Source organism: Microvirga sp. 17 mud 1-3, assembly GCF_003151255.1.
Classification (GTDB): domain Bacteria; phylum Pseudomonadota; class Alphaproteobacteria; order Rhizobiales; family Beijerinckiaceae; genus Microvirga.
Genome location: NZ_CP029481.1, coordinates 2565465 through 2589387 on the forward strand (window position 1 = coordinate 2565465; position 23923 = coordinate 2589387).

A 23923-nucleotide genomic window follows, 5' to 3' on the forward strand; every position below is an offset into this window, starting at 1 on the left:
CTTTAGCTCGGTATGCTACTAAAGCATAACAGCCCTCTGATATCGCCACTCCTCTTCGGCACCGCACTCCCTTATATGCTGCATTGCACACGCAAGAACAAAGGCCGCCGGTCGCCGGGGCCGGCTAACTCGAGGAGCTTCCAATGTTCGTGACCTACATTCTCTCTAAAGTCCGCGCCTACATGCGTTATCGTGAGACCGTCCGTGAGCTTTCGCAGCTTTCCGACCGCGAGCTCGACGATCTGGGCATCTCCCGCTTCCAGATCGAGAGCATCGCTCGCGAGCACGCTGTCGCCTAACTGATTGCTGCACTGCAGCAAAAGCCCGCGCCCGCCTTTCGGCGGGCGTTTGCTTGTCTGGGGATGAATTCCTCACCGGCCGCCAGAAACGGGAAGGTTGGCGCCTGTGATGTAGGAGGCCGCGTCCGACATCAGGAACAGGACCGCCTCGGCGATTTCCTCCGGCTCTCCGATCCTCTGCAAAGGAATACTGGTGCGCAGCCTTTCCACCCGCGCTGCATCGCCCGTGCTCTTTTCGTGAATTTCGGTTCGGGTCATGCCCGGCGAAACCGCGTTCACGCGTATTCCGTCATCTGCCAGCTCCCGGGCGAGCCCCGTCGTCAGGGCATCGACCGCGCCCTTGGACGCCGCATACCAGACATATTCGCCGGGGCTTCCGAGCCGGGACGCAACGGACGAGATATTGACGATCGAGCCGCCCTTTCCGCCCTGGCGGGTGGAAAGGCGTCGCGCCGCCTCCCTGGCAACCCATAGGGCCCCCAGCACATTGATCTCGACACAGTCGCGAATCGTCTCGTCGGGCGTCCGTTCCAGGCGTCCGGACCGGCCGGTGATGCCCGCATTGTTCACCACATGAGAGAGCGAGCCCAAAGCAGCCTGCGCCTCGTCGAAAATGCGCACCACGTCGGCCGAAACGGCCATATCGCCCTGGCACGTCACCACCGCAGCACCGGCTGCCCGGCAGGCTTCCGCCACGCGCTCCGCAGCCTCCCGCTCCGATCTGTAATTGATCGCTACGTCATAGCCGCGCTCGGCGGCGCGCTGCGCCACCGCGGCGCCTATGCCGCGGCTTCCACCTGTTATAAGCACGACCGGTCGTGTCATGGCCATCATCCTGAACCTGGCTGGAAAGGGAAAGGCCCAGCTTGACCTGCGCCGGACGGCCGGTCAACAAAGCCCGTTCGAGAGGAATTCCATGAGCAAGCTTCAACCGATCCATGTCGTCGGCGGCGGCCTCGCCGGTTCGGAAGCGGCCTGGCAGATCGCGCAGGCCGGCGTCCCCGTCATTCTCCATGAGATGCGCCCTGTCCGCGGCACCGACGCCCACAAGACCGACGGCCTGGCCGAACTCGTCTGCTCGAACTCCTTCCGCTCCGACGATGCCGAGACCAACGCGGTCGGCCTGCTCCACCAGGAGATGCGCGCCCTCGGCTCGCTCATCATGGCGAAGGGCGACATCAACCAGGTTCCGGCCGGCGGCGCCCTGGCAGTGGATCGGGATGGTTTCTCGGAGGCAGTGACTGCAACGCTCAAAGCTCATCCCCTCGTCACCATCGAGCGGGGCGAGATCGCCGGGTTGCCTCCGGAGGACTGGTCCTCCGTGATTGTGGCGACCGGCCCGCTCACGTCGCCTGCCCTGGCGGAGGCGATCCTCGGCCTTACGGGGGAGACGTCGCTTGCCTTCTTCGACGCCATCGCGCCCATCGTCTACCGCGAGTCCATCGACATGGACATCGCGTGGTTCCAGTCGCGCTACGACAAGATCGGCCCCGGCGGCACGGGCAAGGACTACATCAATTGCCCGATGACGAGGGAGCAGTACGAGGCCTTCGTGGATGCGCTGATCGTCGGCGACAAGACCGAGTTCAAGGAGTGGGAGAACACCCCCTATTTCGACGGCTGCCTGCCCATCGAGGTGATGGCCGAGCGCGGACGAGAGACGCTCCGCCATGGCCCTATGAAGCCGGTCGGCCTCACCGATCCGCGCAACCCGGACCGGAAGCCCTATGCGATCGTGCAGCTGCGCCAGGACAATGCCCTCGGCACCTTGTTCAACATGGTGGGTTTCCAGACCAAGCTGAAATACGGAGCCCAGACGGGCATCTTCCGCATGATCCCAGGCCTGGAAAAGGCCGAGTTCGCGCGGCTCGGCGGCATCCACCGCAACACCTATCTGAATTCGCCCAAGCTCCTCGACCCGGTGCTGCGTCTCAAGGCCATGCCCCGCCTGCGCTTCGCGGGCCAGATCACCGGCTGCGAGGGCTATGTGGAGAGCGCGGCCGTGGGCCTGATGGCAGGGCGCTTCGCGGCGGCGGAACGGCTCGGCCGTCCGCTCTCACCCCTGCCCGCCACCACGGCGCTCGGCGCCCTCGTCAACCACATCACCGGCGGCCATATTGAGACCATCGACGAGGGCCCGCGCTCCTTCCAGCCGATGAACGTGAATTTCGGCCTGTTCCCGCCGGTGGAATTTGCCGCCAAGGACGAGGCCGGCAAGCGCCTGCGCGGCCCGGCCAAGTCGGTCGCCCGCAAGAAGGCCCTGACCGACCGCGCCCGCGCCGACCTCGCGGCCTGGAAGGCGAGCCAGGAGATGCCGGCAGCGGCGGAGTAAAGACCTAGGGCTTGCCGGTCAGGATGCGTTAGGCGAAACGGGCGGCTCCTTGGGAGACGTCTCGGCTCCTTTCGGCGGAGCAGCCGGAATGAACGCCTGTGCGAGAGCGTGGTAGATCGGCTCTGTCCCCATGAACCGGGAGACGCTGTAGCCGATCAGCGCCGTCGCCATGAGCGGCAGCGCCATGGCATGGTCATCGGTCATTTCCATCACGATCACGAAGGATGTGATCGGCGCCTGCACGACACCGGCAAAATAGCCGACCATTCCGAGAATCACGACCGCTGCGACGGGGGTTTCGGGCAGGAGAGCCGAGAGGTTCGATCCAAGCCCGGCCCCGATGGCCAGCGACGGGGCAAAGATTCCGCCCGGAAGTCCGCTCAAGGACGAGAGGATGGTTGCCACCATCTTCATAAGCCCGAACGACGCCGGAACGCCGGACCCTCCGTCGAGCAGGGCCTTCGCTTCCTGATAGCCGGTTCCGTAGATCGTGCCGCCCGATGCGAGCCCGAGCAGGGCAACGAGCAGCCCGCAGCTCGCTGCGAAAACCACAGGGTAGCCGGACATGAAGGCCCGCAGCGGCCCTGTCCTCAGACGCGAAACCATCACGACGACCTGGCTGAATATCCCTCCGAGAAAGCCGCCGCAGACGCCGCAGAGCGGAACTGCTAGCCACTGCGTGACCGATACGAGGGACACGGCGGTGTGGCCGAAATAGGTGTAATTGCCGAGCAGAGCCATCGATGCCATGCCGGCGATGATGACGGTCGTCAGGACGAGACCGCTGGTTCGCTGTTCGAAGGAGCGGCTCATCTCCTCGATGGCGAAAACGATGCCGGCAAGAGGCGTGTTGAAGGCGGCCGCCACACCGGCCGCGCTGCCGGCCAGGATCACGCCCTGGTAGTGCCGCTGCGAAATCCTTCCGACCGCGTGGAGGATGGAGGCCCCGACCTGCACGGTCGGCCCTTCCCGGCCGATGGACGCTCCACATAACAGGCCCAGAAGCGTCAGAAGGACCTTACCAAAGGCAATGCGGAGAGATACGAGGTGCTTTCTGAGCGTCTCGTCATGCACTTCGCGCGCCGCGATGGCTTGGGGAATTCCACTACCCTGCGAACCCGGAAAGAAACGCTTCGCCACCGCAACCGACACGGCAAAGCCGAGGGGTGTCAAGACGAGGGGCAGATAAGGCGAGATTTTCAGCAGGTCCCGGAAAATGACCTGCGCCTCGTCCGCCGCAATCGCGAACAGGGCCGCAGCGAGACCCGCCAGCGCACCGCCGCACCAGAACACCGTGCGGCTGCGCCAATACGGAATCGAGCGCAGGACCCGGAGCCGGTCGAACGAGCTATGCACGCAACCAACCTTTCATCAACGTTCGTCTACACAAAGGCACGAGAGCCTTAGAACGCGCCCCGCCACAGGGCCCAGATCTTGCGCCATCGAGGGATATCGACCTCCGTATGGAAAGGGTCGTAATCGCGCCGCTCCATGGCCTTCAGGTAGGGCTGGACGAGAGCCAGGGATCGGAAGGCCGGCTGGGCCTCGGCGGGTATCGTGGCCTGCAGGGTCCTGACCTGTTCGAGATGCCGCCGGGCAACGGCGCGCATGTCCCCGAGCGCTCCCTTGAGGCCCGGGCCGCCCCGTCCGGTCACGATATCGTCGCGCACCACCCCGTGGCGGGCGAGGATCTCGGCCGGGATGAAGACCTGGCCCTGGCGAGCGTGCCAGGGGAAGGCCCTCAGCAGCCCCGTCACCGCATAGGCGACGCCCGCATGGCCGGCCGCATCCGCATGGCCCGGATCGGTGCCGCTCATCAGCACGATGCCGGCGAGGCGGACGAGGCTCGAGGCTGTCTCGCCGCAATAGCCTTCCAGGTCGTTGAGCGACGGCATGGGATCGTCGTAGAGGTCGAAGATGCGCGCATCGATCAGGCTGACCAGCGCCGAACGCGGCAGGCGGAACTTGACGATGGTGTCGTCGAGGGCGGCCGCGATCGGGTTTGCGCGCACGTCTCCCCTCACCTCGCCCTGGAGCGCATCCCGCCACCATTGCAGGCGGATTTCCCCAAGCATGGCTTCGCGCACGGAATCGCGCACGCGGGCGATCTCGTAGTTGAAGGCGTGGAGTGCGTGGAGGTGCGGGCGCTTGTCAGCCGGGGCGAACTGGCTCGACCAGAACCGGTCGGGATCGGCCTCGCGGACGAGCGTCTCGCAATGGGAATAGGCGAAAGTCAGGTCCTCGGCGGCCATGTCAGGGCACCCTTCAGGCCACGGCAATCAGCGCCGCCGCGACCTTGCGGTTCTCGGCCAGCAGGATGTTGTAGGTGCGGGCGGCCGCCCCGCTCTGCATCACGTCGAGGCCGATATGGGCCTCGCGGAAGCGCTGGCGCAGACGCTCCGGAACGGCCGCGACGTCCAGGCCGGTCCCGAGGAGCAGAAGGTCGATATCCTCCGCCTCCGCAAAGGCCGGGCCGAGGGATTCTGCCGTAATCTCCGCGACTGACGAGACCGGCCAAGCCATGATGCCCGACGGCAGGACCAGGATCGATCCGCGATGGGACATGTCCGCGAAGCGGAAGCCGCCATTGCCGTAGGCATCGATGGGATAACGCCCCGGCACGAAGCCGTCGTAGATGCGTCCGCCGCTCATGGCCTCACTCCGCCGGAGCGACCTTGCCCTCCGGCGCCTTCGCGGTCTCCGTGCTGCGCAGGCCGATATAGATCAGCATCGGCGACGAGATGAAGATCGCCGAATAGGTGCAGATCACCACGCCGTAGAGCATCACCTGAGCAAAGCTCTCGATGGCGCGGCCGCCGAAGATCACGAGGGCGACGAGCGACAGCGCCGTCGTGGTGGCGGTCATCACCGTGCGCGACATGGTGGTGTTGATCGACAGGTTCAGGAGTTCCTTGACCGGCATGGTCTTGTAGCGGCGCATGATCTCGCGCGTACGGTCGAACACCACCACGGTCTCGTTGAGCGAATAGCCTACGATCGTCAGGATCGCGGCAATCGACGTCATGTTGAACTCGTGCTGGGTGATCACGAAGAAGCCGACCGTGAGCACGATGTCATGCAGGGTGCCGATAATGGCCCCGATGGCGAGCTCGCGCTCGAAGCGGAACCACAGGTAGAACAGCACCGCGACCACCGACAGGATGATGCCGATGGTGCCGGACTGGACCAGTTCGCCCGAGACGCGCGGCCCCACGGTCTCGACGCGGCGGAACTCGTATTCGCCCCCGAAGGTGTCGCGCGCTTTCTGGACGACGGCGCTCTGCGCGGCCTCGCCGCCCTCCTGGATTGGGAAGCGCAGCGACAGGCCGCCGGCCGTGCCAAATTCCTGAACCTCCACGTCGCCGAAGCCGAAGCTCTGGGCCGTCTGGCGGATCTTGGCCACATCGGCCTGGCCCGATTTGGCCTGCAGCTCCATGAGCGTTCCGCCCTTGAAGTCGATGCCGAAATTCAGGCCGACCGTCATGAGCAGAATCACGGTCAGCACCGACAGGGTCGCCGACAGGGGGAACGAGAAGCGCCGGAGGCGCATGAAGTCGAAATGGGCGTGTTCGGGCCAGATACGGATGAGGCGCACGATCAAATTCCTTAGAAAGGAAGAACTTTCGGACGCATCCAGTGGTACCAGAGCGCAATCATCATGCGCGTCAGGGTCACGGCGGTGATCACCGTGGTCAGGATGCCGAGGATGAAGACCACCGCGAAGCCGCGCACCGGCCCCGATCCGAGGAAGAACAGGATGACGGCCGCAATGGCCATGGTGCTGTTCGAATCGACGATGGTCGCGAAGGCGCGCTCGAAGCCGGCCTGGATCGCGGACGGAATGGAGCGCCCAGCATGGGCCTCCTCACGGATGCGCTCGTAGATGAGCACGTTCGAGTCCACGGCGGTGCCGATGGTGAGCACGATGCCGGCGATGCCCGGCAGGGTCAGGGTCGCCTCCAGCACCGACATGAGGCCGAAGATGAGGCCCACATGGACGAGGAGCGCGATGTTGGCGAAGAAGCCGAAGACGCCGTAGGTCACGAACATGAAGATCATGACCAGAATGGCCGCCACATAGGTGGCCTTCTTGCCCGCCTCGATGGAGTCCTTGCCGAGGCCCGGGCCGACCGTACGCTCTTCCACGACGGTCAGCTTGGCCGGAAGCGCGCCGGCCCGCAGGAGCACGGCGAGGTCCTGGGCCTGCTGCACGGTGAACCGGCCCGAAATCTGGCCTGATCCGCCCGTGATGGCCGACTGGATGGTGGGCGCCGAGATCACCTCGTTATCGAGGACGATCGCCAGCGGCCGGCCGATATTCTCCGAGGTCGCCTGCCCGAAGCGCTGGGCGCCGCGGATGTTGAAGCGGAAATTGACGATGGGCTCATTGGTGCGGCTGTCGAAGGCCGGCTGCGCGTCAACGAGATCGCCGCCCTCGACGATGACCCGGCGCTCCACCGGCACCTTCTGGCCGCCGGCATCGCGCATGGGGAGCATGTCCACGTCGGTGGCGCCCTGCTGCCCGAGCATGCGGAATTCCAGCTTGGCTGTTCGGCCAAGGAGTTCCTTGAGGCGCTGCGGGTCCTGGAGACCCGGCACCTGCACGAGGACGCGGTCAGCGCCCTGCCGCTGGATGCTCGGCTCCGTCGTGCCGCCGAAGTCGATGCGCTTGCGGACCACCTCGATGGACTGGTCGACTGCCCGGCGCACCTTCTCGTTGATGCCCGCCTCCGTGTAGGTGAGCGTGATCAGGCCGTCGGGCGTGCTGGAGACCTCGACGTCGCGGCCGCCGCCCTGGCCGAGCACCGCATTGCCGATGGGCTGGGAGAGCTCGCGCAGGCGCGGCAGGATCTTGTCCCGCTCGGCTGCGTCCGGCACGCGGATCTGCACTCCACGGGGATTGAGCTGAATGCCGCCCTGAGGCGACACCCGGGCCTCGCGGAGCACCCGGCGCACGTCGTCGCGCAGCTGGGTGCTCTGCGTGCGGATGAGGTCCTGCACGTCGACCTCGAGGAGGACGTGGGATCCACCCTGAAGGTCGAGCCCGAGCACCACCGCGCGGGAAGGGATCAGCCAGGACGGCACCCATCCTGGCAGGGAGTGCTGGAATGCTTCGCGCTGCTCGCGGCTCATCAGGCTCGGAACGGCGAGAAGAAGGCCGATCAGGATGACCGCCATGGTGGCGATGATCTTCGACTTCGAGAAGCGCAGCATCGTCAACTCAACCTTTTCTGGGAGAAGGCCCTGTTCAGGCCTTCACCGGCTCGCTCTTGGTCCGGACTTCGGAAATGTTGGAGCGCGCGACCTTCACCTTCACGCCGTCCGCGATCTCGACCTCGATGTCGGTGCTGTCTTCGAGGACACGCGTCACCTTTCCGACGATTCCGCCGGAGGTCACCACGACGTCGCCGCGGCGCACGTTCTTGATCATCTCCTGATGCTCCCGCACCCGGCGCTGCTGCGGACGGATGATCAGGAACCACATGATGACGAAAATGAGGATGAAGGGGACGATATTCGTGATCAGCGAAGTCATGTCTCCCCCGGTGGGGGCCCCTTGCGCGAAGGCGGGCGTGATGAACAAGCGGCTCTCCATGGAGTAAGGCGCGTGGCTGGCCTTGTGGCCTGCCCGCGCCGGGACAGTGTCAGAACGGGGCGGACTATACCCATCGACTTCGCGAAATCAATGAAGTTGCGGGGATTTCCAGAGTCTCCCGCCATGGACGGTATCCCGCTTCCGCGATAAGCAAGGGTTTTTATCCCTCATGAGCGTCATGTCCAAGCCTCTCTCCGACCCTTCCCGCCCCTCGGATCCGAGTTCCGCCCTTGCGTCCCCAGACGCTTTGGAGCTGCTGCGCCGCATTGCGGACGCTCTCGACCGGCTCTCGCCCACGGCTCGGGTTCACGCGGATTTGACCGCGGCGGACGCCTTCGTCTGGCAACCGGCCGCCCGCCGACTCGTGCCGGTGCCGAAGGTCAACCGGGTTGAGATGAGCCTCCTGCGCGGCATCGACCGGGTTCGGGACACCCTGGCCGAGAACACTCGCCGCTTCGCCTCGGGCCTTCCGGCCAACAATGCCCTGCTCTGGGGCGCCCGTGGCATGGGCAAGTCGTCGCTGGTCAAGGCGGTCCATGCGGAGGTGAACCATGTGAGGGCACCCGAATCGCCGCCTCTCAAGCTCATCGAGATCCACCGGGAGGATATCGAGTCCCTGCCGGACCTGATGTCCCTGCTGCGCGCGGATCCGCACCGCTTCGTGATCTTCTGCGACGACCTCTCGTTCGATTCCGACGACACCTCCTACAAGTCCCTGAAGGCGGTGCTGGAGGGCGGCATCGAGGGCCGGCCGGGCAACGTGATCTTCTACGCCACGTCGAACCGCCGCCATCTCCTTCCACGGGACATGATGGAGAACGAGCGCTCGACGGCCATCAACCCGGGCGAGGCCGTGGAAGAAAAGGTTTCCCTCTCGGACCGCTTCGGGCTCTGGCTCGGCTTCCACAAATGCAGCCAGGACGAATATCTCGACATGGTCTTCGGCTACGTGGACCATCTCGGCCTCACGGGCGACCGGGACACGATCCGCGCCGAGGCCCTCGAATGGGCCACCACCCGCGGCGCTCGCTCCGGCCGCACCGCCTGGCAGTACATCCAGGATCTGGCTGGAAGGCTGGGGAAGGCGATCTGACGAGCGCCGCCCCAATCCCCTCCCCGTCACTGCGGGGTGGTCCGTAAAATCAGGCCCGGAATGACGAGAGTGGTTCGGGGACATCCTGCCTTGTAGACGCGAAAAAGGGACGGTGGCTGAGCTCCACCGTCCCCTTCCGGGATCAGCCTCGGGTCTCGAAAGCCGACCTAAACTGCTTGGCGATCAGCCGCCGAGATGCTTGAGCGGGTCGACCGGAGTGGCGCCCTTGCGGATCTCGAAATGGAGCTGGGGCGAAGTGACGTTGCCGGTCTGGCCGGAAGTGGCGATCACCTGGCCGCGCTTGACCTGCTCGCCGCGCTTCACGTTGAGCGAGCCGTTATGGGCGTAGGCCGAGACGAAGCCGTTCTCGTGCCGGATCAGGACGAGGTTGCCGTAGCCCTTCACCTCGCTGCCCGCATAGGTGACGGTTCCGGCCTCGGCGGCCTTCACGGGCGTTCCTTCGGGGACCGCGATGTTGATGCCCTCGTTGCCGCCATTCGCGCCGAACCCGGCGATGACACGGCCACGGGCCGGCCAGCGGAAGTCGCCCGACGGCTCAACGCTGGCGGTCTGCTCCGGCTCCTGGACGGGCTCTTTCTTGGCGACAGGCTGCGGTGCGGGCGCAGCGGCCACCGCCGGAGCGGCGGGCTGGGGCGCAGCCACAGGCTTCAACGGCTGAGGCTCGGCCACGGCCGCGACCTTCTGCGGCTCTACCGGACGCGGCGCAGACACGAGGGGCTCGCTGCCGGCGGTCGCGACCTTCACGGGGGCGACCGGCTCGGCTTTGGCCACGGCGGAGCCGGGGCGGACATGCTTCGGCGCGCCGACCGGTTCGACCGGCGCGGCATCGGCCTTCTTGTTCTCGACGAGACGGAATTTCGGCTGAGGAGCAGCGGGCTGCGCGACAGGAGCAGGCGCGGGAGCCCGAGCGGCCGAGGCGACCTGCGTGCCGGAACCCGCGCCGTAGACCGGGATCACCAGACGCTGGCCTGGGCGGACCTGAGAGGGGCTCGTCAGGCCGCTGGCCGCGATGATCGCGCTGGCCGGGACACCGTAGCGCTGGGAAATTCCATTGAGCGTATCGTTGCTGCCGACTGTGATCGTCGTTCCGCCAGCGGAGGACCATCCGCCAGTGCCACCGGGAGCGCTGCGCACCGGGGCGGGCGCGGAAGCGATCTGCGTCGGCTGCGCGGCAGGCTGAGACAGAGGCTGGGATTGAATGGGCGGCAGAGCCTGTGACTGCACCGGCGAGGTCGGCATGGCGGCCATCTGCTGCGGCTGAGGCTGGGCCTGCGGCGCGGATGCGCTGCTGTCGAACCTGTCGCTTGCCGAGAATGGATTGGAGAACGGATTGTCGGCGAAGCGCATCGTGTCCGAACTACAGGCTGCCGCGGCACTCCCGATCACGCTCACCAGAGCGATCCGCGAAATCGCGACCCAATGCCCAGAACCCCTACGCTGCCGCATAACTTTACCCCAACCGACGCAACTCGATGGCGGGATTAAAACCGTATTGAGGTTAAGCAACCGTTTCCGGTCTGAATTTTGTCGTAACCGTAAGTGAAAAATTTTTGCGACGCCCGTCAGAGCGTCTCGGCGACGCCCCGCACGAGAGGCGAGAGGCGCAGAACAGCGCCGAGTTCCTGGCGCAGTTCGCCCTCCTCGGTCCGCTCGACCGTCACGAGCCGGGGCGGAGCACCCTCCCCGGCCAAAGCCCCCACGAGGCGCCCACCCGGCCCCAGCAGCGCCGTGAGCGCATCGGGGATCTCAGGGACCGTGCCGTTGAGGAGGATGCGGTCGAACCGCTCGCGCGGGCGCAGAGCGAGCCCGTCCCCGACCTCCATGCGGACCTTGCCGGCCTCGACGATCTTCAGGTGCTGACGCGCGGCCTCCGCGAGGGTGTTGAAGCGCTCGACCGTGGAGATGTCCGCGCCGAGCCGCGCCAGGAGCGCCGTGACATAGCCTGTTCCGGTGCCTACCTCGAAGACGTGCTGGCCCGGAGAGACCCGAAGGGCGAGCAGCATGGCCGCGACAGTGCCGGGGCCCGTCATGGTCTGCCCGCAGGGCAGCGGGAGAGCGACGTCGGTCCGTGCCAGGTCCGTGAAGCGGCGGGGCGCGAAGACCTCGCGGGGGACGAGTTCCATGGCGCGCAGGAGAGCCGTATCGCGGATGCCCCGCGCCCGCAGCGACAGGATGAAGGATGCGACACCGACCGCCTGCTCCTCGGCGCGGCGATCTTCCTGCCCGTCGAGGGGAAGGTCGATCCGGTCCGGTCGGGGAGCCTGGTCCGTCATGGGGTCGGCAGGCTCCTCACTCGAAGGCCCGCGCGTAGCGCGTCAGGCTGGGCTCGTCCGTCATGTCGAGACGTAAGGGCGTCACGGCGATCCGGCGGTTGGCGATGGCCCAGAGATCCGTGCCGTTGCCGGGCGTGAAGGGTTTGCGCTCGAAGGCGATCCAGTAATAGGGATTGCCGCGTCCGTCCTCGCGCTCGTCGAGGCGAAGCAACTCCTGCGTCCGCTGGCCCTGGTTGACCACCGCCGCGCCCTCGACCTCCTCCGGTTCGCAACCCGGGAAGTTCACGTTGACAAGGGTCCCCGGATCGATGCCGAGATCCAGGATCCGGCGGATCACCTTCGGGCCGTGATGCTCCGCGCAGTGCCACGGGAGTTCATGGCGGCCGCCGGCCCCATAGGCCTGGGAGAGCGCAATGGACGGAACGCCGAGGATCGTGCCCTCGATGGCGCCCGCGACCGTGCCCGAATAGGTCACGTCCTCGGCCACGTTCTGGCCGCGGTTGACGCCGGACAGGACGAGATCCGGCTTGGCGCCCCTCAGCAGGTGACGCACGCCCATGATCACGCAGTCGGTCGGCGTGCCCTTCACGGCGAAGTGGCGCTCCGAAATCTCGCGCAGGCGCAAGGGATCGTTGAGGGAAAGCGAATGGGCGACGCCGCTCTGGTCCGTTTCCGGCGCCACGACCCACACGTCGTCCGAGAGGGACCGGGCAATGGCCTCGAGGCTCTTCAGCCCCGGGGCGTGGATGCCGTCGTCGTTGGTGCAGAGAATGCGCATGTCAGGCCTGCCGCTCCAGGCGGGCGAGGCCGCCCATGTAAGGCTGCAGCACCGTCGGGATCGTCACGCTGCCGTCCGGATTCTGGTAGTTCTCAAGCACCGCAACGAGGGTGCGGCCGACCGCGAGGCCGGACCCGTTGAGGGTGTGCACAAAGCGCGGCCCCTTGCCGTCCGCAGGGCGGTAGCGGGCATTCATGCGCCGGGCCTGGAAATCGGTGCAGACCGAGCAGCTCGAAATTTCCCGGTACGTCCCCTGCCCCGGGAGCCAAACCTCGATGTCGTAGGTCTTGGCGGACGCGAAGCCCATGTCGCCGGTGCACAGGGTCATGGTGCGGAACGGCAGGTCGAGCTTCTTCAGCACGTTCTCGGCGCTGGCGAGCATCCGCTCATGCTCGTCCGTGGAAGTCTCGGGCGTGGTGATCGACACGAGCTCGCATTTCACGAACTGGTGCTGGCGGATCATGCCGCGGGTGTCGCGGCCAGCCGCACCGGCCTCCGCCCGGAAGCTCGGGGTCAGGGCCGTGAAGCGCAGGGGCAGCTCTTCTTCGGAAAGGATCTGCTCGCGCACCAGATTGGTCAGCGAGACTTCGGCCGTGGGGATCATCCCGTAGCGCGCATCCTTGACGGCCTTGCGGACCGTCTCGGCAGGCGCCTCTCCTGCGATTGCCGCGGCCAGGATCTCCTCGAGGGACGAGCCCGGAATGGCCCAGAACTGGTCGTATTCGAATTTCGGCAGCTGCGCGGTGCCGAACATGGCCTCGTCGCGCACGAGAAGCGGAGGGTTCACCTCCGTATAGCCGTGCTCGGTCGTGTGCAGGTCGACCATGAACTGGCCGAGCGCGCGCTCCAGCCGGGCAAGGCCGCCCTTGAGCACCACGAAGCGCGAGCCGGAGATGCGGGCCGCGGCCTCGAAATCCATCAGGCCGAGTTCCTCGCCGATCTCGAAATGCTGCTTCGCGCTGTTCAGCGTCCGCGGCGTGCCGGAGCGGTGGCGCTCAACATTGGCGGTCTCGTCGGGGCCGACCGGCACCTCGTCCTTCGGAAGATTGGGAATGGCCGCAAGGGCCTCGAACAGCGCCTTCTCGGCCTCGCGCTCCTCCTGCTCCAGGGCCGGCACGCTCGCCTTGAGGCGAGCGACCTCGGCCATCAGCTCCTGGGCGCGGGCCTCGTCCTTCTTGGCCTTGGCCTGACCGATCTCCTTCGAGAGCGCGTTGCGGCGCTCGAGGGCGGTCTGGAGGGCCGAGACGGCGCTCTTGCGGCGGTCGTCGAGGGCGATCAGGGACGCGGACAGGGGCTCCAAGTTCCGGCTCAGGAGGCCCTTGTCGAAAGCCGCGGGATTCTCGCGGATGAAACGAATGTCATGCATGGGACCGACCGTACTGAAAGACGCGGCCCTTGTGTTGCACCATGGCCGCCCCCTGAATCAATGCCGAGACTGGCGGGCGGCCATTAAAGGGAGATGGCCCCTATCCGGCTGCCGCGCGCGCGGCCTCGGCTTCCGCGCGCTGCTTCTCGACCATACGGACGGAGAAGATGGACGCCTCGTAAAGAAGCAAGGTGGGGATCGCAAGGGCGAACTGGCTGATCACGTCCGGCGGCGTAAGGACGGCCGCCAGAATGAACACCACTACGATGGCGTAGCGGCGCTTGCTCTTGAGAAACTCGGAATCGATGAGCCCGGCCCGGGCCAGCAGGGTCAGGACGACCGGCAGCTGGAAGCAGACCCCGAATGCGAAGATCAGCGTCATGATGAGCGAGAGATACTCACTCACCTTCGGCAGGAACTCGATGCTCGGGGACGAATCGGTGGCAAGCTGCTGCATGCCGACCGAGAAGCGCATGAGCAGCGGCATCGCGATGAAATAGACCACCGCGGCCCCGATTGCGAACAGGATCGGCGTCGCGAAGAGATAGGGCACGAAGGCCCGCCGCTCGTTCTTGTAGAGACCCGGCGCGACGAACTTGTAGATCTGGATCGCGATGATCGGGAAGGCCAGCAAGCCCGCGCCGAAGGCCGCAACCTGGATCTGGGTGAACAGGTATTCGAGCCCGTGGGTATAGACGAGATGCGCCTTCTCGGGCGAGCCGACCGCGACCACATAGGGCCAGACGAGCGCATTGTAGATATACCGCGCCCCGGCGAAGCAGACGAAGAACATCAGGACGAAAGCCACAAGGGCCTTGATCAGGCGGGAGCGCAGCTCGGTCAGATGCTCGATCAGAGGCGCGCGCGACGCCTCGACCTCATCCTCTTCGACGTTCGTCATTCGGATTTCGTATCAGGTTTGCCCGTCGCCGGGATAGCCGGATCCGGCAGGGTCGGCGAAGCCTCCCCTCGGACCTCAGCCTCATGTTTCAGGGCAGCGGCGATGGATTCCGCCGGATCGACGATCGGCGGAACGGAGGGGATCGGCAGGGCGATGGTCGGATCGGCAGGCGCGGAGGGATTGGCCTCCCCCCTCCCCTGGGCGGCAGCCTCGGCCACCGTCTCGGTCGGGCTCTTGGGCTGAACGGACGTCGATTCGACCGCCCCTTTCAATTCGTCCCGGATCGTCTGCATGGGATTGAAGCCCCGGTTCACGGATGCCACGGAATCGTTGAGGCCCTGGAGCTGGCGCTTGGCATCGTCGAGCTCGGCCTCACGCATGGCCTCCTGGAACTGGCCCTGGAACTCCGAGGCCATGCGGCGCAGCTTTCCCGTCACCTGGCCGACGGTGCGCAACGCCTTCGGCAGGTCCTTCGGCCCGATGACGATCAGCGCCACGGCGCCGATGACCATCACCTCACCCCAGCTCATGTCAAACATGGCGCGGTCCCAACCCTGCCCTCAACGCTACTCTCTCCCGCGGGGCCCGCGAAGGCTCCGGACGGCCCCGGCGGTGATCAGCCGACCTTGTGGTTCGTCGTGGCCGTGGGAGACGGAGTCGTCGCCTGGTGGTCGATGGTCCGCACGGGCTCTGCGGGCTCCACGGGCTTGGCGGCAGTGTCGTCCTCGGCCATGCCCTTCTTGAAGGCCTTAATGCCCTTCGCCACGTCGCCCATCATGTCCGAAATCTTGCCGCGTCCGAACAGCAGGACGACGATCAGACCTACGACGATCCAATGCCAGATACTCGCGCCACCCATGGCAATCCTCCTGCGCCTCCCACGGGCGCGGTCTCAACTGAAACGTGCCGCCAACCTAGGGATCGGAGGCGGCGAAAACAAGGACATCCTTCGGATCGATCTCGATTCCCACATCCTGTCCTTCCTTAACGGGAGCAGGATCATGGATGCGGGCCTGGAGAGGCCGGTCGACGCCCTGGACGTCGATGTGAATCATGTCGACCTCCCCGAGAAAGCGCCGCGACACCACCCGGCCCGGCAGGCAGAAGCCAGAAGGCTTGAGCCGCAGGCCCTGTGGCCGCACGCAGATCACCGCGGGACCGTCGGGAAGGTGCGAAGCCGGAAAAACGCCGACCGGGCAGGATGCCTGCCCTCCTCTTACCACGCCGCGAACCTCGTTGAAATCACAGAAGAACCGTGCGGCAAAAAGGCTGACCGGGTGCTTGTAGATCTCCTCGGAGCTGCCTTCCTGGATCACGGTGCCGGCCCGCATGAGGACGATCCGGTCCGCGATGCGCATCGCCTCCTCCGGATCGTGGGTCACCACGATGGTGGTCGCGCCCGTTTCGCGCAGGATCGCGACCGTCTCGTCCCGGATCGCATCGCGCATGCGCCGGTCGAGGTTGGAGAACGGCTCGTCCATGAGCAGGACGCCGGGGCGGGGCGCAATGGAGCGCGCCAAAGCCACCCGCTGCTGCTCGCCCCCCGAGAGGGTATGCGGAAACTCGTCCGCGTAATGGTCGAGCCCGACCCGGGACAAGGCCCGGTGGGCCGCGATCCCCGCCTCGGCGCTCGAAAGGTCCCGCAGGCCGAACATGACGTTCTGAAGGATCGTCATATGGGGGAAGAGCGCGTAATCCTGGAACATCAGCCCGATGCCGCGGCGCTCAGGCTCCACATAGGCGTCAGGACCGCTCACCTCGAGCCCGTCCATCAGGACCCGGCCCGAGCTCGGCGTCTCGACGCCGGCCGCGATGCGCAGAAGAGTCGTTTTTCCGCAGCCCGAATGGCCGAGAAGGCAGACCAGCTCGCCCGGCTCGACCGTGAGCGACACCCCGTCGAGGGCGCGCATGGCGCCATAACTCTGGACGATGTTCTCGAAGGTCAGCCGGGCCGGAATGGAAGCGCCCGCCGTCCCGCGCTGTCCCCAGCGCGGCAGGCGGAATCGGTCCCGCATCTGGGCGCGTCCCTCGGTCATTCCTTGTCGGCCTCGTCGGCGCCGCCCTCGTGCATGTCGAGAGGCTGGAAGAGATCGTCGTTGTCGAGCGGGTCCTCGTCCTCGCGCAGGGCCTGGTCGTCGGACGGCACGGGCACGGACAGGTCCGGCGGCACGCGCCCTTCGATGAAGCCCGCCCCCTTGAGCTCCTCGAGCCCCGGGAGGTCCTCGATGGCGTCGAGGCCGAAATGCTCCAGGAAGCCGGGCGTCGTGCCGTAGGTCACGGGCCGTCCGGGGGCCTTGCGGCGTCCGCGCAGGCGGATCCAGCCGGTTTCGAGCAGGGTATCGAGGGTGCCCTTGGAGGTGGCGACGCCGCGGATTTCTTCGATCTCGGCCCGGGTCACAGGCTGGTGATAGGCGACAATGGCCAGGGTCTCCATGGCGGCGCGGGAGAGCTTGCGCTGCTCCATCACGTTCCGGGCAAGGACGAAGGCCAGATCGCTGGCGGTGCGGAAGGCGAAGCGCCCCGCCACGCGCACGAGATTGACGCCCCGGCCGGCATAAAGGGCCGTCAGGTCCTCGATGATGGCGCCCACATCCGCCCCTTCGGGCAGGCGTCCGGCCAGATCATCCACGCTGAGCGGCTCGGCGGACGCGAAGAGAAGGGCCTCGGCGATACGCATGGCCTCGTCGTGATCCGGAACCTGCGGAGCCGGGACCTCGGCAGTATCGTCGGTTTCGTCGGCAATGTTGTCGCTGGTGTCCATGTCAGGCTCCCGCCTCCGCTGGATCCGCGACCGGCTTGACCCAGACGGGGGCGAAAGCCTCGTCCTGACGGACCGAGAGCTTGCCCTCCCGCACCATTTCCAGGGCCGCGGACAAGGTGGAGGCCAGCACGGTCGGGCGCATCGAAGGCTCGACCATGTATTCCACAAGATAACTATCGAGGGTGGTCCAGTCGCTCAGGTGTCCGACCAGCCGCTCCAGGGCCTCGCGGGCTTCGAGCAGGGACCAGACATTGCGCTTGTGCAGGGAAACCCTGGTGTTGAGCTGGATCTGCCGCTGCCGGGCATAGGCCTTGAGAAGGTCGTAGAGGCTCGCCTCGTAGCGGGCGTCCCGGCGGACCACCACCGGCTCGGGCGCGCCGCGGGCAAAGATGTCCCGGCCGAGCCAGTCCCGCTCGCCGAGCTTCTTGGCGGCCTCGCGGATGGCCTCCAGCCGGCGCAGGCGCAAGGCCAGCGCCGTGGCGAGGTCCTCGGCGCTGGGCTCCTCGCCCTTGGGCGGTTCCGGCAGCAGGAGGCGCGACTTCAGGTAGGCGAGCCAGGCGGCCATGACGAGATAATCCGCCGCCAGCTCCAGGCACATGCGGCGGGCTTCCTCGATGAACGCGATGTATTGCTCGGCAAGCGCCAGGATGGAGATCTTGTGGAGGTCCACCTTCTGCCGGCGGGCAAGCTCGAGCAGAAGGTCGAGGGGCCCCTCGAACCCGTCCACGTCCACATGCAGGGCGGGCTCGCCTTCGGCCCGCTCCACGGGGTCGACATCCTCGAAGGGTAAGGCCTCTGCCATCAACGACACTCTCTCGGACCAGCGCGCAGCATTGTAGCCTATGCCACCATGGCGAGCGCGGCATCGAGCCTTGCGCGGGCATCCACAGGATCAAACGGCTCAGTGTCGTGGCGGATCCGCCTCAGCGCAGCCTCGGCCCGACGAAGGGCATCTCCCTCGAGGACCGGCGTGCCCTCGGCGACGGCGCTCATCTCGTCCATGCGGCCATTGCAGTGGAGGGCCATGTCGCAGCCGGCCGCGAAGGCCCGCTCGGTCCGCTCCCGGTAAGAGCCTGACAGGGCCTGCATGGAGAGATCGTCCGTCATGACGAGGCCGTCATAGGCCAGATGGCCGCGGACGATCTCCGACATGACGATCGGTGATGTTGTGGCCGGATTGTCGGGGTCGAGGGCCGTGTAGACCACGTGGGCCGTCATGGCGAGGGGCATGTCCGACAGGATGCGGAAGGGCGCGAAATCGTGCCGCTCCAGCTCCTCCCGGGAGGCTTCCACGACGGGCAGCGCCAGATGGCTGTCGGCCCCGGCCCGGCCGTGGCCCGGCATGTGCTTGACCACCGGCAGGACGCTGCCGGCCAGCAGTCCCTCGGCGGCCGCACGCCCGAGGACGGCCACATCGGCGGGCGTCCGGCCATAGGCCCGGTCGCCGATCACGTCATGGGCGCCGGCGATCGGCACGTCGAGCACGGGCAGGCAATCGACCGTGATCCCGACCGCGCGCAGGTCATGGGCAATCAGGCGCGCGCCGAGACGGGTCACCTCGCGCCGCACCAGCGGATCGTTGGCATGGAGGCGGCCATAAGTGCTTCCGGACGGATATTTCGGCCAATGCGGAGGTCCGAGCCGTTGGACCCTGCCGCCCTCCTGGTCGATCAGGATCGGCGCATCCTCGCGACCGACCGTCTCCCGCAAAGCCGCGCACAGGGCCCGGACCTGGTCCGGGCTCTCCACGTTGCGCCTGAACAGGATGAAGCCCCAGGGCGCGGCGTCCCGGTAGAACGCGGCCTCGTCGGCGGTCAGGGCGGTGCCGGAGCATCCGGCAATAAAGGCGCGGGTCATCATTCCCGGGCCTTAAGTCCCCTGCCCGGCAGGGTCAAGAACAACCGCCGCCGCAGGGCTGCGGCGGCGCATTGCGTTGTGGGTTCGCGGAGGTCAGTTCTTCGTCAGTTCTTGGCCACGAAGCACTGGCCGCCCTGCCCCTGAAGCTTGGAGCAGAGGGTCGAGGCCTCGTCCCGTGGCATGGGGCCGACGCGCACCCGATAGATGGTATTGCCGTTGACCTCGGCCTTCCGGATCAGGGCCGGCTGACCCTCGAGATCCGGATATTTCTTCTGGAAGCCCGCGAGGGCCTTCTGCGCCGCACTCTCCGAGCTGGCGAGACCGAGCTGGACCGCGAAGCCGCCGGCCGCGACCGTCTCGGCGGGAGTCGCCGGGGCCGGAGCGGTGGCGGCCGGCTGGGCCGAGGCAACGCGCTGCGGCTTGGCAGGCTCGCTCGGCGCTTCCGCAACCGGAGCGGGCTTGGGCGTCGCCGGAGCCGGTGTCGCTGCCGCAGGCTTCGGCTGGGCCGGAGCCGGGGCCGCCTGCACGGCGGCCGGCATGGTCATGGTCGGAGGAGCCGCAGCAACCGCAGTCGCCTCGGCATTGCCGCCCTCCGGCTGGACCGTGCTGCCGTCCGGACGGATCGTCACGGTCCGGACCTTGCGCGGCTCGCCAAGATTGAGCCCGGCCTGCTGCGCCCCGCCGGTCGCGCCGGTGGATTCGGAGGCATTCATCCGGACGGCCTGCTTCACGTCGACGGGCTGCTCGGAATGGTTGACGACCTTGGTGTCCGGATTGTTCGTCCGCTCGTAGATCTGCTTGTTCTGGTTGGGAATTTCGACGCCGCCGGGGTTCTGCGGCTGAACCTTGACCGGGTCGTTATTGGCCGTGATCAGGGGCGGCTCGCCGCCCCCGAGTGCCGCCTGGGAACCGCTCATCATGAAAGCCGCACCGCCACCGAGGACCACGGCACCGAGCACGGCGCCGATGGCGATCATGCCCTTGCGCGAGCGGGGCCTCTCGGCCACGTCGTACCCGTCCATGTCGTCCTGGTAGGCCGGGGCATGGGGGTCGTTTCCGTCGTAGTATTCCTGTCCGTAGGCAGCCTCGTCATAGGCCTGAGCCTGAGCGGGGGCCTGCGGCTGCTGATACGCGTAGGCCTGCCCCGCCGGGGCCACCGGCTCGCCATAGGCGTGGGGATCGTACGAGGGCTGAGGGCTCTGGGGAGCCGGCGCCTCCGGGCGTACCGCGAAGAAATCGTCCATGGGCGGCTGGGCGGACCGGGGCCGTGCGGGCGGTTCGTTCGCCAGGAGGGACTGGAATGGATCCTCCTGCCCAACGATCCGCGCGAGCTCGGCCAACGGGTCACCGCGGCCGCCGGAGGCTGCAGGCTGTGCGGGGGCGCTCTGCGCCTGGGCGATTTGCCGCTCGATCTCGTTCAGATCGACCGCAAAACGGGGCTTCATTGATTCGCTCATCGCGCCGGACCTCCGGGTAATGCGATGCGAACGCCCATCGTCCGCATCGGCACGACGTTAGGGAACCCGGCACAGGCGCTCAGAGACGGGATTCCCGCCTCGGAACGTCAACGCATCTCGTCGGGAGCCGTAACGCCCAGGATTGCAAGTCCCGCCGCCAGCACACCCTTCAGGGCATGCACCAGTGCGAGCCTCGCTTTTGTTGAATCTTTATCAGTTTGATTAACAAAGCGTAATTGCGGCAAGTCTTTGCCTTTATTCCACAAACTATGGAAGGCGCTGGCCACGTCGTAAAGGTAGAAAGCCACCCGATGAGGCTCGTGCGCCTCTGCGGCCGCCTCGGCCATGCGGGGGAATTGGGCGATTCGATGAACCAGATCCATCTCGGATTCGTCCGCGAGGAGCGAGAGATCAGCCCCGCCCAGGGCCTGCGGCGAAAAGTCACCCTCGGGAAAGGCCTCGCGGGCCTGCCGGAACACCGACGCGCAGCGGGCATGGGCATACTGGACGTAGAAGACCGGGTTGTCCTTGGACTGCTCGACCACCTTTGCGAGGTCGAAATCGAGAGTCGCGTCGTTCTTGCGGAACAGCATCATGAAGCGGACCGCGTCGCGGCCGACTTCATCCACCACATCACGCAACGTCACGAAGTCCCCGGCCCGCTTGGACATTTTCACAGGCTCGCCGCCCCGGAGCAGGCGGACAAGCTGGCACAGCTTCACGTCGAGATCGCCCTTGCCGCCCGTGACGGCCTTCACGGCCGCCTGCATGCGCTTGACGTAGCCGCCATGGTCCGCGCCCCACACGTCGATCATGGACGCGAAGCCGCGCTCGAACTTGGAGCGGTGATAGGCGATGTCGGAGGCGAAATACGTAAATGAGCCGTCGGACTTGAGAAGCGGACGGTCGACCTCGTCGCCGAACTCCGTAGCCCGGAATAGGAGTTGCTCCCGGTCCTCCCAATCCTCGTCCTTCTGCCCCTTGGGCGGCGGCAGGCGGCCCATATAGACGAGGCCCCGCTCCTGAAGCTCGGCAATCGTCTTGGCGACCTCGCCTCCGTTGTCCTGCTGGAGCGAACGCTCGGAGAAGAACACGTCGTGGCGGATGTTCAGCGCCGCGAGATCCTCCCGGATCATGTCCATCATGGCGCTGATGGAGGCTTCGCGGACGAGCGGAAGCCATTCGGCCTCCGGCTTATCGAGAAGTCTTTTCCCGTGCTCGCGGGCCAGGGCTTCACCGACGGGCTTGAGATATTCGCCCGGATAGAGTCCCTCCGGGATCGCGCCGATCTCCTCCCCCAGGGCCTCCCGGTAGCGGAGATAGGCCGAGCGAGCGAGCACATCGATCTGCGTGCCCGCATCGTTGATGTAGTATTCCCGCGTCACCGCGTGGCCCGAGAAAGCCAGAAGGGCCGCCAGGGCATCCCCGAACACGGCACCGCGGCCGTGGCCCACATGCATCGGGCCGGTAGGATTGGCCGAGACGTATTCCACGTTGACGGGCGTTCCCGCTCCCCGCCGGCCACGGCCGAAGCCCTCCTGGTCCACGACGGCCGCGCGCAGCACGTCGTGGAGGGTCTGTGGAACAAGCTTGAGGTTGATGAAGCCAGGGCCGGCCACTTCGCCCTTGGCCACCCGCGGATCCTCGCGCAGATCGGCCACGATCAGGTCCGCGAGTGCGCGCGGATTCATGCGCGCTTCCTTGGCGAGAACCATGGCGGCATTGGTCGCGAGATCCCCGTGGGACGGATCCCGCGGCGGCTCTACGACCACGCGGCTCACGTCGAGGCCGGAAGGAATCTGGCCCGCCTCGGCCAGACGGCCGAGCGCTTCCGCAACCCGCTGCTCAAACAGTCCGAAGATGTTCATGGTACTCTGTCTCGATCGGGCGAACGGCCCTTCAACGCATGGCGCGCATGGCGCCGTCGGCAAAAAGTGGTTCGTGCGCTAGCGCAACTCGGGAGTTACGTCAAACAGTCGCCGGTGCTCCAGGATGGCGTAGCCATCGGTCATTCCGGCAATGTAATCGGCCACCCGGCGGGCGAGACGGGCCTCGTCGGCCCCCTCCAGCCCCTCCCGCCATTCCTCCGGCATCGCCTCCGGCTCCGCCTTGAAGCGGGTGAACAGGTCTCGCAGGATGTCGTCGGCCTTGCGGCGAACGCCCATCACGGACGGGTGCCGGTACATGTGAGCATAGAGGAAGCGCTTGATGTCCGCATCTGCCTCCCGCATCTCCCGGGAGAAGCAGATCACGGGCTCGGAGGCCCGCCGGATCTCCCCAGCGCTCTTCGGATCGAGAGCGTCGAGGCGCCGCTCTCCCTCGCGCACCACGTCCTCCACGAAGCGGGTGATGACCCGGCGGGTCAGTTCGTGGATGCGCCGGGAGAGGTCGAGGCCGGGATAGCGCCCGTCGATCTCGCGCAGCAATTCGTCGAGGAACGGCACCTCCCGCAATTCCTCGATATCGAAGAGCCCGGCTCGCAGGCCGTCATCGATGTCGTGGGAATCGTAGGCGATGTCGTCCGCGATGGCGGCGGCCTGCGCCTCGCCGCCCGCGTGGGTGGCAAGTTCCAGGTCCTGGATCGCGTTGTATTCGAGGATGGCGAGCGGGACGCCCCGCGCGGCATAACGCAGGGTCGGCTTCCCCTCGGCATCGGTCAGGGGGCCGTTATGCTTGACCAGCCCTTCAAGGGTCTCCCAGGTCAGGTTGAGCCCGTCATAATCCGCATAGCGCCGCTCGAGCCGGGTGACGATGCGCAGGGCCTGGGCGTTGTGGTCAAAGCCCCCGAACTCAGCCATGCACGCCTCAAGAACATCCTCCCCGGTATGGCCGAAGGGAGTGTGGCCGAGATCGTGGGACAGCGCCAGGGCCTCGGCCAGATCCTCGTCGAGGCCCAGGGAGCGGGCGAGCGCCCGGGCGATCTGGCTCACCTCGATGGTGTGTGTCAGCCGGGTGCGGTAATGATCGCCCTCGTGATAGACGAAGACCTGAGTCTTGTGCTTCAGGCGGCGGAAGGCCGTGGAATGGATGATGCGGTCCCGGTCGCGCTGGAATTCGCTGCGGGTGGGCGAGACGGGCTCCGGGTACAGTCGGCCCCGGCTGGCTCCCGGGTCGCAGGCATAAGGAGCTCGCCATCTCTCGCCAAAGGGCCGCACGCGTCTTCCCCGGGTTGAAGCCTCGTCTGCGGGC

At 66.6% G+C, this 23923-nt stretch carries 24 protein-coding genes; 3 read left to right on the top strand and 21 right to left on the bottom strand.

The annotated features are described in order from the left end of the window. The first annotated feature begins 143 nt into the window (after window positions 1-143). A complete protein-coding gene (locus C4E04_RS12285) occupies window positions 144-299 on the top strand; it encodes a DUF1127 domain-containing protein (protein WP_109597779.1) in 156 nt (51 codons plus the stop codon). Window positions 300-371: 72 nt separating this feature from the next. Here the strand turns inward: C4E04_RS12285 and C4E04_RS12290 are convergent, their stop codons facing one another. Further along, window positions 372-1124, bottom strand: coding sequence for a glucose 1-dehydrogenase (locus C4E04_RS12290; RefSeq protein WP_109597780.1), 753 nt, complete (start codon window positions 1122-1124; stop codon window positions 372-374). A 91-nt stretch (window positions 1125-1215) separates the two neighbouring features. On the opposite strand from C4E04_RS12290, the gene trmFO reads away from it, so the two are divergent. Then, window positions 1216-2631 (top strand): methylenetetrahydrofolate--tRNA-(uracil(54)-C(5))-methyltransferase (FADH(2)-oxidizing) TrmFO, encoded by a 1416-nt coding sequence (gene trmFO / locus C4E04_RS12295; protein WP_109601074.1) that lies wholly within the window; start codon window positions 1216-1218, stop codon window positions 2629-2631. Window positions 2632-2649: 18 nt separating this feature from the next. Here the strand turns inward: trmFO and C4E04_RS12300 are convergent, their stop codons facing one another. From C4E04_RS12300 to yajC, 6 genes are read right to left on the bottom strand one after another with little or no spacing between them, the layout of a single operon-like run. Next, a complete protein-coding gene (locus C4E04_RS12300; protein WP_109597781.1) occupies window positions 2650-3987 on the bottom strand; it encodes a chloride channel protein in 1338 nt (445 codons plus the stop codon). 47 nt (window positions 3988-4034) lie between these two features. Further along, window positions 4035-4883: a phytoene/squalene synthase family protein gene (locus C4E04_RS12305; RefSeq protein WP_109597782.1), complete on the bottom strand. Its 849-nt coding sequence runs from the start codon at window positions 4881-4883 to the stop codon at window positions 4035-4037. Window positions 4884-4896: 13 nt separating this feature from the next. Next, window positions 4897-5283, bottom strand: coding sequence for an Mth938-like domain-containing protein (locus C4E04_RS12310; protein WP_109597783.1), 387 nt, complete (start codon window positions 5281-5283; stop codon window positions 4897-4899). A gap of 4 nt (window positions 5284-5287) precedes the next feature. Beyond that, window positions 5288-6226 (bottom strand): protein translocase subunit SecF, encoded by a 939-nt coding sequence (secF, locus tag C4E04_RS12315; RefSeq protein ID WP_109601076.1) that lies wholly within the window; start codon window positions 6224-6226, stop codon window positions 5288-5290. Between the two features lie 11 nt (window positions 6227-6237). After that, on the bottom strand, window positions 6238-7845 hold the full coding sequence (gene secD / locus C4E04_RS12320; protein WP_109597784.1) for a protein translocase subunit SecD: 1608 nt from the start codon (window positions 7843-7845) through the stop codon (window positions 6238-6240). Window positions 7846-7879: 34 nt separating this feature from the next. Beyond that, window positions 7880-8215 carry a preprotein translocase subunit YajC gene (gene yajC / locus C4E04_RS12325; protein ID WP_245416092.1) on the bottom strand — a complete coding sequence of 112 codons (336 nt, stop codon included), beginning with the start codon at window positions 8213-8215 and terminating at the stop codon, window positions 7880-7882. Between the two features lie 190 nt (window positions 8216-8405). On the opposite strand from yajC, the gene C4E04_RS12330 reads away from it, so the two are divergent. Continuing rightward, window positions 8406-9320, top strand: a complete 915-nt coding sequence (locus C4E04_RS12330) for an ATP-binding protein (RefSeq protein WP_245416093.1) — start codon at window positions 8406-8408, stop codon at window positions 9318-9320. A 183-nt stretch (window positions 9321-9503) separates the two neighbouring features. Here the strand turns inward: C4E04_RS12330 and C4E04_RS12335 are convergent, their stop codons facing one another. From C4E04_RS12335 to C4E04_RS12400, 14 genes are all read right to left on the bottom strand, one after another. Then, window positions 9504-10688 carry a peptidoglycan DD-metalloendopeptidase family protein gene (locus C4E04_RS12335; RefSeq protein WP_245416094.1) on the bottom strand — a complete coding sequence of 395 codons (1185 nt, stop codon included), beginning with the start codon at window positions 10686-10688 and terminating at the stop codon, window positions 9504-9506. Between the two features lie 215 nt (window positions 10689-10903). Further along, window positions 10904-11614 carry a protein-L-isoaspartate O-methyltransferase gene (locus C4E04_RS12340; RefSeq protein ID WP_109597789.1) on the bottom strand — a complete coding sequence of 237 codons (711 nt, stop codon included), beginning with the start codon at window positions 11612-11614 and terminating at the stop codon, window positions 10904-10906. Window positions 11615-11630: 16 nt separating this feature from the next. Further along, window positions 11631-12392, bottom strand: coding sequence for a 5'/3'-nucleotidase SurE (gene surE / locus C4E04_RS12345; protein ID WP_109597790.1), 762 nt, complete (start codon window positions 12390-12392; stop codon window positions 11631-11633). 1 nt (window position 12393) lies between these two features. Continuing rightward, window positions 12394-13758, bottom strand: coding sequence for a serine--tRNA ligase (serS, locus tag C4E04_RS12350; RefSeq protein WP_109597791.1), 1365 nt, complete (start codon window positions 13756-13758; stop codon window positions 12394-12396). A 100-nt stretch (window positions 13759-13858) separates the two neighbouring features. Then, window positions 13859-14659 (bottom strand): twin-arginine translocase subunit TatC, encoded by an 801-nt coding sequence (gene tatC, locus C4E04_RS12355; RefSeq protein WP_109597793.1) that lies wholly within the window; start codon window positions 14657-14659, stop codon window positions 13859-13861. Continuing rightward, window positions 14656-15198 carry a Sec-independent protein translocase protein TatB gene (tatB, locus tag C4E04_RS12360; protein ID WP_109597794.1) on the bottom strand — a complete coding sequence of 181 codons (543 nt, stop codon included), beginning with the start codon at window positions 15196-15198 and terminating at the stop codon, window positions 14656-14658. The genes tatC and tatB overlap by 4 nt, the downstream gene beginning before the upstream one ends. Before the next feature lie 77 nt (window positions 15199-15275). Next, window positions 15276-15518 carry a twin-arginine translocase TatA/TatE family subunit gene (locus C4E04_RS12365; protein WP_109597795.1) on the bottom strand — a complete coding sequence of 81 codons (243 nt, stop codon included), beginning with the start codon at window positions 15516-15518 and terminating at the stop codon, window positions 15276-15278. A gap of 55 nt (window positions 15519-15573) precedes the next feature. After that, window positions 15574-16695, bottom strand: a complete 1122-nt coding sequence (locus C4E04_RS12370) for an ABC transporter ATP-binding protein (RefSeq protein WP_174219270.1) — start codon at window positions 16693-16695, stop codon at window positions 15574-15576. After that, a complete protein-coding gene (gene scpB, locus C4E04_RS12375; protein ID WP_109597796.1) occupies window positions 16692-17420 on the bottom strand; it encodes an SMC-Scp complex subunit ScpB in 729 nt (242 codons plus the stop codon). The genes C4E04_RS12370 and scpB overlap by 4 nt, the downstream gene beginning before the upstream one ends. A gap of 1 nt (window position 17421) precedes the next feature. Continuing rightward, entirely contained in the window at window positions 17422-18222 is an 801-nt protein-coding gene (locus tag C4E04_RS12380; RefSeq protein ID WP_109597797.1) for a ScpA family protein, read from the bottom strand. A gap of 38 nt (window positions 18223-18260) precedes the next feature. Beyond that, the gene (nagZ, locus tag C4E04_RS12385) at window positions 18261-19280 is read right to left on the bottom strand and encodes a beta-N-acetylhexosaminidase (RefSeq protein ID WP_109597798.1); all 1020 of its coding nucleotides are present in this window, start codon (window positions 19278-19280) and stop codon (window positions 18261-18263) included. Window positions 19281-19381: 101 nt separating this feature from the next. Further along, window positions 19382-20722 (bottom strand): SPOR domain-containing protein, encoded by a 1341-nt coding sequence (locus C4E04_RS12390; RefSeq protein WP_109597800.1) that lies wholly within the window; start codon window positions 20720-20722, stop codon window positions 19382-19384. Window positions 20723-20841: 119 nt separating this feature from the next. Then, window positions 20842-22602 carry an arginine--tRNA ligase gene (argS, locus tag C4E04_RS12395; RefSeq protein WP_109597801.1) on the bottom strand — a complete coding sequence of 587 codons (1761 nt, stop codon included), beginning with the start codon at window positions 22600-22602 and terminating at the stop codon, window positions 20842-20844. Between the two features lie 78 nt (window positions 22603-22680). Then, on the bottom strand, window positions 22681-23889 hold the full coding sequence (locus tag C4E04_RS12400; RefSeq protein WP_109597802.1) for a deoxyguanosinetriphosphate triphosphohydrolase: 1209 nt from the start codon (window positions 23887-23889) through the stop codon (window positions 22681-22683). Window positions 23890-23923: the final 34 nt, after the last annotated feature.